This is a genomic window from Streptomyces sp. NPDC046881, from assembly GCF_040645015.1.
Classification (GTDB): domain Bacteria; phylum Actinomycetota; class Actinomycetes; order Streptomycetales; family Streptomycetaceae; genus Streptomyces.
The window spans coordinates 1-12,792 of the sequence record NZ_JBEYXJ010000170.1; the positions used below are offsets into that span (position 1 = coordinate 1).

General features: G+C 69.9%; 12 protein-coding genes and 3 pseudogenes. 10 read left to right on the top strand and 5 right to left on the bottom strand.

Annotation, left to right across the window (positions count from 1 at the left end; translation table 11 throughout):
• Positions 1-143 precede the first annotated feature (143 nt).
• On the bottom strand, positions 144-926 hold the full coding sequence (locus ABZ923_RS39340) for a helix-turn-helix transcriptional regulator (protein WP_361482564.1): 783 nt from the start codon (positions 924-926) through the stop codon (positions 144-146).
• A gap of 487 nt (positions 927-1,413) precedes the next feature.
• Positions 1,414-1,539, bottom strand: a complete 126-nt coding sequence (locus ABZ923_RS39345; protein ID WP_361482567.1) for a hypothetical protein — start codon at positions 1,537-1,539, stop codon at positions 1,414-1,416.
• 6 nt (positions 1,540-1,545) lie between these two features.
• Between ABZ923_RS39345 and ABZ923_RS39350 the strand changes: the two genes are divergently transcribed.
• From ABZ923_RS39350 to ABZ923_RS39360, 3 genes and pseudogenes are all read left to right on the top strand, one after another.
• Positions 1,546-1,704, top strand: a complete 159-nt coding sequence (locus ABZ923_RS39350) for a hypothetical protein (RefSeq protein WP_361482570.1) — start codon at positions 1,546-1,548, stop codon at positions 1,702-1,704.
• A 260-nt stretch (positions 1,705-1,964) separates the two neighbouring features.
• Positions 1,965-2,333 carry a nuclear transport factor 2 family protein gene (locus ABZ923_RS39355; protein ID WP_361482573.1) on the top strand — a complete coding sequence of 123 codons (369 nt, stop codon included), beginning with the start codon at positions 1,965-1,967 and terminating at the stop codon, positions 2,331-2,333.
• Between the two features lie 443 nt (positions 2,334-2,776).
• Positions 2,777-3,411: pseudogene (locus ABZ923_RS39360) on the top strand (IS5 family transposase); the annotation flags it as partial.
• 13 nt (positions 3,412-3,424) lie between these two features.
• Here ABZ923_RS39360 and ABZ923_RS39365 read toward each other — a convergent pair.
• Together ABZ923_RS39365 and ABZ923_RS39370 are read right to left on the bottom strand one after the other, a co-directional pair.
• Positions 3,425-3,706 (bottom strand): annotated as a pseudogene (locus ABZ923_RS39365) (NUDIX domain-containing protein); the annotation flags it as partial.
• A gap of 35 nt (positions 3,707-3,741) precedes the next feature.
• Complete coding sequence (locus ABZ923_RS39370; RefSeq protein WP_361482575.1) at positions 3,742-4,329, bottom strand: TetR/AcrR family transcriptional regulator; 588 nt, start codon at positions 4,327-4,329, stop codon at positions 3,742-3,744.
• A gap of 127 nt (positions 4,330-4,456) precedes the next feature.
• On the opposite strand from ABZ923_RS39370, the gene ABZ923_RS39375 reads away from it, so the two are divergent.
• Positions 4,457-5,542, top strand: a complete 1,086-nt coding sequence (locus ABZ923_RS39375; protein ID WP_361482578.1) for a DUF2855 family protein — start codon at positions 4,457-4,459, stop codon at positions 5,540-5,542.
• Positions 5,543-5,619: 77 nt separating this feature from the next.
• Here the strand turns inward: ABZ923_RS39375 and ABZ923_RS39380 are convergent.
• Positions 5,620-5,969, bottom strand: a pseudogene (locus ABZ923_RS39380) (hypothetical protein).
• A 759-nt stretch (positions 5,970-6,728) separates the two neighbouring features.
• Here ABZ923_RS39380 and ABZ923_RS39385 point away from each other — a divergent pair.
• From ABZ923_RS39385 to ABZ923_RS39410, 6 genes are all read left to right on the top strand, one after another.
• Positions 6,729-7,634: a LysR family transcriptional regulator gene (locus ABZ923_RS39385; protein WP_361482596.1), complete on the top strand. Its 906-nt coding sequence runs from the start codon at positions 6,729-6,731 to the stop codon at positions 7,632-7,634.
• Between the two features lie 154 nt (positions 7,635-7,788).
• Positions 7,789-8,958, top strand: coding sequence for a CoA transferase (locus tag ABZ923_RS39390; protein ID WP_361482581.1), 1,170 nt, complete (start codon positions 7,789-7,791; stop codon positions 8,956-8,958).
• Positions 8,959-8,984: 26 nt separating this feature from the next.
• The gene (locus ABZ923_RS39395) at positions 8,985-9,755 is read left to right on the top strand and encodes a crotonase/enoyl-CoA hydratase family protein (RefSeq protein WP_361482584.1); all 771 of its coding nucleotides are present in this window, start codon (positions 8,985-8,987) and stop codon (positions 9,753-9,755) included.
• Positions 9,756-9,774: 19 nt separating this feature from the next.
• Entirely contained in the window at positions 9,775-10,530 is a 756-nt protein-coding gene (locus tag ABZ923_RS39400; RefSeq protein WP_361482587.1) for an acetoacetate decarboxylase, read from the top strand.
• Between the two features lie 44 nt (positions 10,531-10,574).
• Positions 10,575-11,531: a 3-hydroxyacyl-CoA dehydrogenase NAD-binding domain-containing protein gene (locus tag ABZ923_RS39405; protein WP_361482590.1), complete on the top strand. Its 957-nt coding sequence runs from the start codon at positions 10,575-10,577 to the stop codon at positions 11,529-11,531.
• Positions 11,528-12,739: an acyl-CoA dehydrogenase family protein gene (locus ABZ923_RS39410; RefSeq protein ID WP_361482593.1), complete on the top strand. Its 1,212-nt coding sequence runs from the start codon at positions 11,528-11,530 to the stop codon at positions 12,737-12,739. Before ABZ923_RS39405 ends, ABZ923_RS39410 begins: the two co-directional genes overlap by 4 nt.
• Positions 12,740-12,792 lie beyond the last annotated feature (53 nt).

Genomic DNA, 12,792 nt, shown 5'->3' on the forward strand with positions numbered 1-12,792 from the left:
CGAGCGTGTCCGGCCGAGCAGAGTAGCCGGACCTGGACGCCGCGGCCACCCCTGGCGTATGGATGGACGCCATGCCAGCCGTACCAGCGCCTGAGCTGTGCAGGCGCTGGCGCAGGCGCAGGCGCTGGCGCTGGCGCTGGCGGTCAGGAGTGGTGGCGTAGTTCGATCTGGTAGCGGCCGGGTGTCTGACCCACGACCTCGGTGAAGGCGTCGATGAAGCTGGAGGGGTTGGACCAGCCGCACGCCACCGCGGTCTCCGTCACCGACATACCGTCGGCGAGGCGGGCCAGCGCGTGGTGGATGCGCAGGGTGGTGCGCCAGCGGTGGAAGCTCATGCCCAGCTCGGTCTGGAACAGGCGGCTCAGGGTGCGCTCGCCGGCCCCCACTCTGCGGCCCAGTTCGGCCAGGGTCGTGGATTGGGCAGGGTCCTCGTGCAGCAGCGCGGTGGCGGCGCGGAGCCGGTCGTCATTGGCTTCCGGCAGGTGGAGGGACTGCTCTGCGGCGTCGACCAGCTCGTCCACGATGACGGCGAGCAGCCGCCGGTGCGCACCGGGCCGTCGCTCCGGGCTGCCGGTGAGGGCGAGGAGCGTCTCACGCAGCAGCGGGCTGACTGCGAAGACGCTCGGGTGGTCCACGAGCTGTGCGCACAGGTCGAGCGGGACTTGGAGGAGGCGTACGTCGGTCCGGCCGTAGAAGCGGTGGGAGTGCGCGAAGCGCGGGGGTGTCCAGGTGACCCGGTTGGCGGGCGCGACCCATGTTCCGCGCTCCGTGGAGGTGGCCAGCGCGCCGGCGGCGGCGTAGACGAGCTGCCCCTCGGCGTGCGAGTGGGGGTCGAGCTGATAGCCGTGCGGCAGCCACGCGGCGCCGTGCAGTGGCGTCGCGTCCGGCTCGGACGATGTCGATGCAGGTTGGCGGTCTTTCGGCATCAGATGTCAGGTTACCGGTGGTCCCGCATGGGTGGTGAGCCGGACAGTGACGTCATGACCTTGATGGCCAGCATGATCCCGCGAGGCGGTGGGCGGTCATGACGCCCCGTATCAAGCGCCCGAGCGAGCGGCGGAGCTTCTGGGTGAGGCTGCGGTCGATCACCTGGCGCCGGCGAGGGTCGTAGAGCGAGAGGTAGATCGCTTCGTGCGAGATCTGCATGGAGGCGTCGCCAGGAAACTGCCGTCGCAGCCATCCTGCGATCTGCTCGGGTGACCAGCACAGAGCCAGCTTGGCTTCCACCAGGGCGCGCAGGGCGGGCCGCTGGGCGAGCTTGGCCTGCTTGGCGGGCGAACGGGCCGTAGGAGTCGAGATGGACGTTGGGGCTGTCGGTGGAGTGGGCAAGCCGGTCCGCACCAAGGAACCGCGCCCCGCCCGTACGAACACCATCGCCCGCTACTTCAAGCCGTACACCCTCACCCGCCTGCGCTACGGCACCCGCACCGACACTCCCGCCACGGCTACACCGCCCGCGAGCTGGAGCACCGCGACCTCGCGCCGGTCGTCGAACTCACCGCACTCGGCCCCGACCCCCACCAGCGCGACCGCGACCACAGCCTCATGCGCACCGTTCTGCGCTTGGACCACCCCCGCTACGAGGTCACCGACCAGCGCACCCATCTTCTGGTACGCCGCCTCTCCGACGCCGAAGTCCACGCCCGCGCCGACCAGGCCCGCCGCCCGCGTCGCCCCCACCTCGCCGGCCTCACCACCAGCTGAACCCCCTAAACCACAACGGCGCCCGTCTCGGCAGCACCGGTCCCGCACCCCGCCGCCGCCCGCACGTGCAAGCGCGCAAGGAACTGACCGGCCGGCACTCGCGAGTGGGGTCCCGGCTTCATTACCTGTGCGGTAATCGCGTGGCCGGGCGGGGCGCGGCAGGGTGAAGCCATCGGGTTTCGGGCCGGCGGACTCCGGCTCGGAGCCTGGCCCAACTGCCCTGAACCCCTGTCGATTCCACCGTGAACGGGAGTCCCGTCATGTCGATCTACGTTGCCGCCGTCGCCCGCTACTTCGAGGCGTGGAACGCCACCGACGCCGACACGCTCGCCAAGGCGGTCGCCGCCGCGTGGTCCGAGGACGGCACCTACACCGACCCGCTGGCCGACGTGAGCGGCCACGAGCAGATCGCCGCGGTCATCCAGGCGGCACACGAGCAGTTCCCCGGCTTCGAGTTCAGGCTTGCCCGTGACGTGGACGGCAACCATCACATCGCTCGCTTCAGCTGGGAGCTGGTGTCCACTACCGACGGCTCGGCGCCGGTCGCCGGCTCGGACGTGGTCACCCTGGCCGAGGACGGCCGGATCACTTCCGTCCTCGGCTTCCTCGACCGGCTCCCGCAAGCCTGACACTCCCAGGGCCCACGCCCCGGCTCGACAGGCCGGGACAAGGCCGGCCCCGCAAAAACCCGCGTGCCCCGCGGTCGTGATGACCGCTAGTGTCCTTGCTGTGCAGGTGCGCAGGCTGCGGCTACTTCGCCTCTCAAGCGGGTAACGCGGGTTCGAATCCCGCCGCCGGTGCCAGCCGGTGTCGTCCAGTGGCCCAGGACGCCTACAGTGCGCCGCCGCCGACCCTGAACTCTGCACACCGAAGGCACGAGCTGCCCGCCCCGGGGGAATCTAGGCGGGCAGGTCTGCTCACGGCTTCAGGGGTTGCGGAACCCGCGGTCGGGATCGCGGGCCTGTCCCGGACGGAAGGGCAGGAACCAATCCGAGGCGGCCAGGTTGGCCAGACCGAGTGCCCGCCGTCCGTGAGGAAAAGGAACTCTCGTCCGTGAGTCGTGTCGGACGAGCCCCAGGAGCTCGGCTTCGGCTCCGGCATGACGTGCTGGCGGCGGCTCGCTGCCTGGAACGAGGCCGGCGTGTGGGACCGACTTCATGCCATCCTGCTGACGAAGCTACGGGCGGCGAGGTAGTTCGACTGGTCGCGGGCGGTGATCGACTCCAGCCACGTCAGGGCCGCTCGGCGAGGCCCCAAAGCGGCCCCAGCCCGGTCGACCGCGCACGTCCGGGCAGCAAGCACCATGTCCTCGTCGACGGGCAGGGCATTCCGCTCGCAGTGTCACTGACCGGGGGGAACCGCAACGACATCACTCAGTTGCTGCCCCTTCTCGCGAAGGTCCCGTCCATCGCGGGTCTGGCCGGGCGACCACGCAGGAGGCCCGACGCCCTGCTCGGCGACCCCGGCTACGACCACGACAAGCACCGCCGACTCGTCTGGGCGCACGGCATCAAGCCGGTGATCGAGCCGCCGCGGTGTTCCGCACGGCTCCGGCTCGGAGTGCACAGGTGGGTCGTCGAGCGCACCATTGCCTGGCCCCACCGCTTCAGGCGCCTACGCGTCCGCTGGGAACGACGCGACGACATCCACGAAGCCTTCCTCGGCCTCGCCACCTGTCTCATCACCCGCCGACACGTCCAATGCCTTTGTTTACGACCTCTTAAGCCAGGGCGAGGCCGACGTCGACCAGCGATGACCGGCACAGGCGAGTGACATCGGGAATCGCAGTCCAGACCGACTCGGCGATTTCACCGTCCGGCTCCGGTCGCAGTTGGCCGCCGGTGATACGAACCTGGTAGAAGACGCCGACATTCTGATGCTCTGGTCCGCCGGGGATGGCACGCTCGGCCGCGGGGATCACCCGGGAGTCCACGCCCAGCAGGCGTTCGACCACCGCATCGCAGCCGGTTTCCTCGGCGATCTCCCGGATCACCGCGTCGAATATGAGCCGGATCACGGGGCGCGGCGGCGCCGGGCTCAGTCCTGCGGCATGCGCAGCGCGTTCGTCCACAGCCGGGTGACGGTCTCGACCAGCGTGTCGAAGGGCACGGATTCGCCCAGGACGAAGGTCACGTACGCGAGTCGGCTGACCATCGCGTTCAGGGCCCGTGCGGTGATCTCCGGATCGAGCTCCGGGTCCGCCAGGCCCGACTGCTGGAGGCGGGCGATGGCGGCGGCGCTGCGGTCGATGAACACACGCGACCGCTCCAGCCGCACTGCCACGAACTGCGGGTCGATGGCGGCGGCCTGTTCCATGGCGGCCATCAGGCCGGCGTTGCGGCGATAGGACTCCAGGTAGGCGCGGTTGGCGCCCTCCACCCCTCGCCACAGGTACTTGCGTCCGCCGCGGTCGTCACCGCCGTCGCTGACTCCCGCGTGCAGCATCTCGTCCTGCAGCCGAGCCAGGACAGCGGCGAACACGTCCTCCTTGGACGCGAAGTGCGTGTAGAAGCTGCCGGTGGCCACTCCGGCTTCGGCTGCGATATCGACGATGCGGGCATCCAGATAGCCGTCCCGCTCGAAGATCCGCCGGGCCGCGGCCACCAGGGCGTCACGAGTGCGCATGCCACGCCGGGTACGCGTCCCGGCCGGCTGTGGCTGCGCGGGCTGTTCGGTTCCAGGATGAGGAGGGAGCATGCGCGCAGCCTAACCCAGCATTGAATCTGAATCCGGATTCAAGTACGTTCCGGCCATGGACAACACCACCGCTGTCACCGCCTGGAACCTGCTCGTCCGCCGCGATGACCTGTCGACCGCGGAGCTGGCCGACGCCCCCGTCCCGCAGGTGCGGGACGGCGAGGCGCTGCTGCGCGTCGACCGGGTCGGCCTGACCGCCAACAACGTCACCTACGCCGCGCTCGGTGACTCTTTCCGCTACTGGGAGTTCTTCCCCGCGCCCCGCGCCGGCTGGGGAATCGTCCCCCTCTGGGGGTTCGCCGACGTCGTCGCCTCCCGGGTCGAGGGCATCGAGACAGGCAGCCGCTACTACGGCTACTTCCCGTCCGCGAGCCACCTGCTGGTCCGCCCCGACCGGGTGGACGAGCGCGGCTTCCGCGAGGCCAGCCCCCATCGCATGCCGCTGCCCCGGCCCTACAACGCATACGCCCTCACCACCGGCGACCTCGCCTACGAGGCCGGCCGGGAGGACCTTCACGTTCTGTACCGCCCGCTGTTCTGGACCTCGTTCATGCTGGCCGACTGGCTCGTCGACAACGCCTGGCTGGGCGCGAAGAGTGTCGTCCTGTCGTCCGCCTCGAGCAAGACGGCCTACGGCGCCGCCCACCTGCTCCAGGGGCAGGGCTGCGAGGTGGTCGGCCTGACCTCCCCGCGCAACCTCGCCTTCACCGAGGGCCTCGGCTGCTACGACCGGGTGCTGACCTACGAGGACGTCTCCAGGCTCCCACGCACGCAGACGCTGTACGCCGACTTCGCGGGCGACGAGCAGCTGTCCGCCCGGCTGGGCGCCCACCTGGGCGACTCGCTGGTGCACGAGGTGGTCGTCGGCATCACCAACCAGGAACCCGCGCCCGCCGGCACCCTCGCGGAGACGGGGCCGGGCATGTTCTTCGCGCCCGACCAGATGCGCAACCGCATCGGCGACTGGGGGCGGGAAGGGCTGGACCACCGTTTCGCCGAGGCGTGGAAGGAGTTCCTGCCAGTGGCCGAGGGGTGGGTCGACATCGTGCACAGCAGCGGCCCGCAGAGCCTCGAGCGGGTCTGGCACGAGGTGCAGTCGGGTCGGACCTCGCCACGGACCGGCCACATCATCACTCCATAGCGATGACCGTCGCGCTCGACGTGCGGCCCGTTGTACACGGCCGCACTCACCCCGCCCCTCGAATGGACGCCCATGGGCTACGTCTCCTTCGACTGGAAGTCGCGGGCGGCCATCCAGATGGTGAGGTCGCGGGCGATTCGTTGATGCTGGCCGCCGTGGTGGCCTCGTGCCCGTTGCGGGTGGTGTCACGGCGGATCTCGTAGCCGCCTTCCTCGAGGACGGCTATTGAGGCGAACCAGACGGGTAGTCCTTGTCGGGCTGGATGACGACGAAGGTGTTGTCGGAGTCGTTGAGGTCGCTGATCATCACGAACAGCGCGTCCTCCGAGGGGTCTTTCATGCGGTCACCGTTCTCGCTGTCGGCGCCGTAGCACTGAGCCCCGTGGTGATCTCTCCCTCACGCTGTCGGCCCTGGTCGCGGTCGGCATGGCATGAGGAACCTACGTTCAGGCCGGTCGCAGCCATTCGCCGACCGTGGCGCTCAGGACGGTGGCTTGGAAGCGGCTGGCGAGTCTGTCGCAACCGGGTGGCGACCGCCCGGTTGCGCTTGAGCCAATTGATCCCCGCACTCGACCGCGTGCTCCGGGATCGTGGAGCGGATCCCGCCGGCAACCGCGACAGACCCCCTGCGGCGCGTACTGCAGTCACCGGGCCCGGCCGTCTCCCCATCGGCCGGGCTCACTGCTGAGCACAGGGCTTGCGGCTAAGCCGGTTGGGGGCCGACTCCGACCCGGGGGAACACAACTTCTGGGCTGCTGTAACCATCCAACTACTAGATTTGGGGGGCGGATCCCGTAGTGCTGGCGGCAGGCGAACGTGCAGCCTGCAGCGGCTGCTTCCGAGCTGCGGAGAAACCGTGGGCCGCGGCGGCATGTGCGGCACCGCCTTGGCCAGGGCGCGCGGGCCAGCGGGCTGCCGGCCCCTCTTGGTCACCAAGCGACCTCCCGCCTTTGATGACGAACGCGTGGCCGCCCGACGGATCGTCTCGGAGTACCAGCTGCCTGCGAGCCGGGGAGGACCTCGGCACGTGGCAGGTGCACCAGGACCTCCTCGCCCGCCGGAACTCCCCTCGACGGCGGCCCGCGATGGACCGGACCCCGGCTGCGGCACCTGAGCGGCAGCGGCCGCCGCCTTCGGAGTTCCTGCGGCCGAGGACTCCTGCCGTGGGTAGGGTGACCGGCGTGGACATGCTGCACCTGCGTTACTTCGTCGCCGTGGCCGAGGAACTCAACTTCTCGCAGGCGGCACGCAGACTGCACATGGCGGCTTCTCCGCTCAGCCAGCGGATCAAGGACCTCGAACGGGAACTCGGTCATGAGCTCTTCGAGCGCACCACGCACCGCGTCGACCTGACCCCCGCGGGTGCTGCGCTGCTGCCGATGGCGCGCGACGTCCTGGAGCGCGTCAACTCGATCCCGTGGCGGCTGAGCGAGGCAGTGCGTCCGCGGCTGGACAGGCTGTTCATGGGGATGCCCGCCGGAGTGCACCCGCTGCTGCGGGAGCGGGTGCTGCTGTTGGAGGACGCGTGCCGGGAGGTGTGCGAACTCAAGCGCTGGCCCGGCACCTCGGCGGACCTGGCGGACGCGGTGCGCGACGGCAGGCTGGCCATGGCGCTGGCCCGGCTGCCGGTCTCCGACCCGGCGTTGGAGATCATCGAGGTGATGCGCGAGGTGCTGGGTGCCGCGGTGCCGGCCGACCGGTTCGCGGGGCGGGGCTCCGTCACCCTGGAGGAGCTGGCCGAGCTGTCGTACGTGGGCACGCCGAACGACGCCACGCCGGCCTATTTCGAGGAAATCGATGCCCGTCTCCATTCGGTCGGCGTGAAGAAGAGGATCCGCATAAAAATGGCGGACTATTCCGGAAGCTCGGAACTCATTTCCTCCGGCATCGCCTTTTCTATGACCATGCTCTCACCGGAGAGCCCCATGCACCTGTACCGCCTGGACAACGTGGCCGTGCTGCCGGTCGATGACTTCCAACCCACCCTGAAGACAGGGCTGTTGTTCCGCGCCGATCGGGCGGACGCCGACGGGGACCTGAGTGAGGTAGCCGCCCGGGCCCGCCGGATCTTCGATCAGGTCATCACCGTCTGACTGATTTCCGTACGTCCTCTTCATGAAATGCGGAATGGGTGTGACCGCTGCGGTCATGCCCTTGTTCGCCACTTGATCGTTCCCTTCCGGTCCGTTCATGCATAACGTCGTGGGTGGAAACATTCGCCATGAAATTACTGCGTGAACAGGAGTGATGATGGACATCACGGCCGCCGGCACCACAGGTCCGCTGGACGGCGTGCGGGTGATCGATCTGTCAACGGTGGTGATGGGGCCGTATGCGGCGCAGATCCTGGGCGACCTCGGTGCCGACGTCATCAAGATCGAGTCCCCGTCCGACACGGTTCGGGTGGGTCCGTACCGGACCACGCCCGGTATGACCCCGCTCAACCTCAACGTCAACCGCAACAAGCGCAGCGTGACCTTGAACCTCAAGGACGACGCCGATCGCGCACGCGCCCTCGAACTGATGGACAGCGCCGACGTGCTGGTCACCAACATGCGCCCGGGCGCGCTCACCCGCCTCGGCCTCGGCCACGCCGAGGTCGCCGCCCGCAACCCCGGCCTCGTCTACGCCCACGCCCAGGGGTTCCGCAGCGACTCCGACCGGGCCGGCAACGCGGCCTACGACGAGACCGTACAGGCCGCCTCCGGTCTGGTGGACGTGACCAACCGGGCGCTGGGCACCCCGGCGTACCTGCCGACGATCATCGGCGACAAGGTATGCGCGCTGACCATCGTCTACTCGGTGCTCGCCGCACTGGTCCACCGTGACCGCACCGGCGCCGGCCAGTACGTCGAAATCCCGATGACCGACACGCTGATCGCGTTCAACCTCGTCGAGCACCTGGCGGGTCATGTCTTCGAACCGCCGCAAGGGCCGACCGGGTTCCCGCTGTCGATGAAGCGGGGGCACCGCGCGGTGCCCACCAAGGACGGCCTCGCCTGCGTCATGCCGTACAACCCGCGGAACTTCCGGGACTTCTTCCTCGCCGCCGGCCGTGCCGATCTCACCGCGGACCGGCGTGTCAACGGAGAGTCCATCGCCGATGACGACGTCGATGCCCTGATGGAGCTCGTGGGGGAGTGCTCGCCGAGCCTGACCACCGCGGAGTGGGAGCGGGTCTGCGCCGAGCACAGCATCCCCATGGCCCCCGTCCTCGAACTCGACCGGGCCGCCGAGGACCCGTACGTGCGCGGCGGCCGGCTGCTCGACGTGGTGGACCACCCCAGCGAGGGCGCCATCCGCTCGGTCGGCATCCCGGTGCGGTTCTCCGCCACCCCGGGTTCGGTCCGGCGGCTCGCCCCGCTGCCCGGCCAGCACACCGAAGAGGTCTTCCAGGAACTGGCAGCAGGCCGCTGACCGGCCGTCGAGCAAGGACGTACACCATGCACAGCACCACCGAGGTGCGGACCGAGACCATCGGCTCCGCACTGCTCATCACCATCGACCGGCCGAAGGCGCGCAACGCCGTCGACGCGGCCGTCGCACAAGGGCTGTCCGCGGCCCTCGACAAGCTGGAGACGGAACCCGCGCTGCGGGCCGGCGTACTCACCGGCGCCGGCGGCACGTTCAGCGCCGGAATGGACCTCAAGGCCGCGCTGGCCGGTGAATCGCCCGAGATTCCCGGGCGCGGCTTCGGCGGCCTGACCCAGGCCCGCACGACCAAGCCGCTGATCGCCGCCGTCGAGGGCTGGGCCATGGGAGGCGGCTTCGAACTGGCCCTGGGCTGCGATCTGATCGTCGCCGCGGCCGACGCCCGGTTCGGCCTCCCCGAGGTCAGCCGTGGGCTGATCGCGGCGGGCGGCGGAGTGATCCGGCTGCCCAAGCGCATCCCGTACCACCTGGCCATGGAAATGCTGCTGACCGGCGAACCGGTCACCGGCGAACGCGTTGGCCGGCTCGGCATCGCCAATCGTGTCGTGCCGGCCGGGGAAACCGTCGCGGCAGCCCTGGAACTGGCCGAGCGGATCGCACAGAACGCCCCGCTGGCACTGGCCGCCGTCAAGGAACTCGTCCGCGCCGCCGACGGCGCGCCCGAGGAGGAGGCGTTCGCCGTGCAGGCGCGGCAGATGGCCCGGCTCGCCGCCTCCGCCGACGTGACCGAGGGCATGACCGCCTTCACCGAGCGCCGCTCCCCGGTCTGGCAGGGCCGGTAGGCCCGAGGGAGAACACACGATGCATCAGTACGACATACCCGGGCACATCGCAACGCCGCTCGTCAACCCGGCCTATCCGCCGGTCGTGCCGCGCTTCACCAACCGCGAGTACCTCAACATCGTCTACCGCACCGACCACCAGGCACTGCGCGCCGTCGTGCCCGAACCGCTGCAGATCGACGAGCCGCTGGTGCGCTTCGAGATCATGCGCATGGGCGACGTCAGCGGATACGGACCGTACACCGAGTCCGGCCAGGCGATCCCGGTCCGCCACGAGGGCGAGCGGGGCGAGTACCTCCACGCAATGTACCTGGACAACCTTCCGGCCATCACCTCCGGCCGCGAGGCCAGTGCCTATCCCAAGACCGCCGGGTCGCCCGCCCTCTACGTCGACCAAGGAGCGCTGGTCGGAGTCCTCGACGTGGGCACGCTGCGGGTGGCGACCGCCACGATGGGCTACAAGCACTACGAGCTGTCGGTCGAGGAAGCCGTGGCCCAGGTCGGCGTGCCGACCTACATGCTGAAGCTGGTCCCAGGGTTCGACGGGGCGCCGCAGGTGGCGCAGTTGGTGCGCACCGAGATCACCGACATCACGGTGAAGGGCGCCTGGACCGGTCCCGCCCGGCTGCAGCTCTTCGAGCACGTGCTGGCCCCGCTTGCCGATCTGCCGGTGCGTGAGGTCGTGTCCGCCAGCCACATCCTGACCGACCTGACCCTGGCGCCGGTCAAGCCGGTCCACGACTACCTGGCCCGTCCCGCCCACCCCGTGCGGTGAACGCGGCCACGCAGGCAGCAGGAAGAGCAGAAGGAAGACATGTGATGACCGAGCCATTCACCACCGCCGCGGTCGTCGGCGCCGGGACGATCGGCCTGTCCTGGGCCGCGCTCTTCGCCGGCCACGGCATGCGGGTACACGTCACCGACCCGCGGCCGGACCTGGCCGACGCGGTCGCCGAGGCGCTCGACCGGGCGGCCGGCCAGCTGGCCGCGCAGGGCCTGGACGTGCGGGGCCTCGCCGAGCGGGTGCACATCGCCGACGACGTCGCCGACGCGGTGCGCGACGCCGACATCGTCCAGGAGAACGGGCCGGAGAACGCCGACTTCAAGCGGGAGCTGTTCACCACCCTGGCCGGCACGGCGCCCGCACACGCGCTGCTGCTCAGCTCCTCCTCGGCGATCCCCGCCACGGCGTTCACCGACACCATCGAGAAGGCCGACCGGATCCTGATCGGCCACCCCTTCAACCCGCCGCACCTGGTGCCACTGGTGGAGGTGGTGCCGGGGGAGCGCACCTCGCAGGAGAGCGTGGCGCGGGCCGTGGACTTCTACCGCTCCGTCGGCCGGGTCCCGGTCGTGGAACGCAAGGAGATCCCCGGGTTCGTCGGCAACCGCCTGCAGAACGCCCTCAGCCGTGAGGCCATCTACCTGGTCGAACAGGGCGTCGTCAGCCCGGCGGAGCTGGACACCGTGATGGTGAACTCGCTCGGCCTGCGCTGGGCGACGGTCGGACCGTTCCTCGGCGCGCACCTCGGCGGCGGCCCCGGCGGCTACCGGCACATGGCCGAGCACATCGGCGTGTCGATGCAGAAGATGTGGGACTCGCTCGGCCGCCCGGAACAGAGCCCCGAGCAGACCGAACGGCTCGTCGCGGCCGTCGAGGAAGCCTACGGCTCCCGTGCCTACGCCGACCTGGCCCAGGAACGCGACGCCAAGCAGATCGCCGTGCTGTCCGCCCGGGACAGCGCCACCAGCCTGAAGAAGGAGACCCGGTCATGACCACCCTGCTGCCCGAGGAGGCATCCGCCGCCGAGCGGCTGGCCGCGGACTTCTACGACTTCGAGTCGCTGCTGCCGCCGCACGAGCGCGAACTGCTGCTGCGCGCCAGGTCGTTCATGCGCACCGAGGTCAAGCCGCTGGTCAACGAGTACTGGGCGAAGGGGGAGTTCCCCCGCGAACTCATCGGCAAGTTCGGCGAGCTGGGACTCGCCGGCGTCCCCTACGAGGGCTACGGCGACCCCCTGCCCGCCGGAAGCAACCTGCTGGTCGGCATGCTCTCGATGGAGTACACCCGCACCGACGCCTCCAGCGCCACCTTCTTCGGCGTGCACAGCGGCCTGGCGATGTACAGCATCTACCGCGGTGGCGACCGGGAGCAGCGGGACCGCTGGCTGCCCTCGATGGCCGCGCTGGAGACCATCGGCGCCTTCGCGATGACCGAGCCGCTCGGCGGCTCCGACGTGGCCGGGGGCATGCGCACCACGGCCCGCTGGGACGGCGAGAACTGGGTGCTCAACGGCGCCAAGCGGTGGATCGGCAACGCCACCTTCGCCGACCTGGTGGTCGTCTGGGCCCGCGACGAGGCGGACGACAAGGTCAAGGGTTTCGTGGTCGAGAAGGGCACCCCGGGCTTCTCCCCGGTGAAGATCGAGAACAAGATCGCGTTCAGGATCGTGGAGAACGCGGAGATCACCCTGACCGACGTCAAGGTGCCCGAGGCCAACCGGCTGCAGCGGATCAACTCCTTCCGTGACGTGGCGGAGATCCTCCGCGCCACCCGCAGCGGGGTCGCCTGGCAGGCCCTCGGCGTGATGATCGGCGCCTACGAGCTGGCGCTCGGTTACGCCAAGGAACGCGAGCAGTTCGGCCGCCCGATCGCACGGTTCCAGATGGTGCAGGACCTGCTGGTCAAAAGCCTCGGCAACATCACCGCCTGCTGGGGCATGCTCGTCCGGCTCGCCCGACTGCAGGACGCCGGTGTCTTCCGAGACGAGCACTCCTCGCTGGCGAAGGCGTACGTCACCTCGCGGATGCGCGAGGTGGTCGCCTGGTGCCGGGAGATCTTCGGAGGCAACGGCATCGTGCTCGACTACGACATCGCCCGCTTCTTCGCCGACGCCGAGGCGATCTACTCGTTCGAAGGCACCCGCGAGATGAACACCCTCATCGTCGGCAAGGCGGTCACCGGCGAGAGCGCCTTCGTCTGACCCGGGCTCCACGCGACCCCGCGCCGGCCCCGAGGGACGCCTCGCTCGGGGCC

What these genes read in the sequence shown, in the direction of transcription:
- ABZ923_RS39340 (WP_361482564.1), bottom strand. Translation starts at nt 926, where the DNA reads ATGCCGAAAGACCGCCAACCTGCATCGACATCGTCCGAGCCGGACGCG.
- ABZ923_RS39350 (WP_361482570.1), top strand. Translation starts at nt 1,546, where the DNA reads ATGCGCACCGTTCTGCGCTTGGACCACCCCCGCTACGAGGTCACCGAC.
- ABZ923_RS39355 (WP_361482573.1), top strand. Translation starts at nt 1,965, where the DNA reads ATGTCGATCTACGTTGCCGCCGTCGCCCGCTACTTCGAGGCGTGGAAC.
- ABZ923_RS39370 (WP_361482575.1), bottom strand. Translation starts at nt 4,329, where the DNA reads ATGCGCACTCGTGACGCCCTGGTGGCCGCGGCCCGGCGGATCTTCGAG.
- ABZ923_RS39375 (WP_361482578.1), top strand. Translation starts at nt 4,457, where the DNA reads ATGGACAACACCACCGCTGTCACCGCCTGGAACCTGCTCGTCCGCCGC.
- ABZ923_RS39385 (WP_361482596.1), top strand. Translation starts at nt 6,729, where the DNA reads ATGCTGCACCTGCGTTACTTCGTCGCCGTGGCCGAGGAACTCAACTTC.
- ABZ923_RS39390 (WP_361482581.1), top strand. Translation starts at nt 7,789, where the DNA reads ATGATGGACATCACGGCCGCCGGCACCACAGGTCCGCTGGACGGCGTG.
- ABZ923_RS39395 (WP_361482584.1), top strand. Translation starts at nt 8,985, where the DNA reads ATGCACAGCACCACCGAGGTGCGGACCGAGACCATCGGCTCCGCACTG.
- ABZ923_RS39400 (WP_361482587.1), top strand. Translation starts at nt 9,775, where the DNA reads ATGCATCAGTACGACATACCCGGGCACATCGCAACGCCGCTCGTCAAC.
- ABZ923_RS39405 (WP_361482590.1), top strand. Translation starts at nt 10,575, where the DNA reads ATGACCGAGCCATTCACCACCGCCGCGGTCGTCGGCGCCGGGACGATC.
- ABZ923_RS39410 (WP_361482593.1), top strand. Translation starts at nt 11,528, where the DNA reads ATGACCACCCTGCTGCCCGAGGAGGCATCCGCCGCCGAGCGGCTGGCC.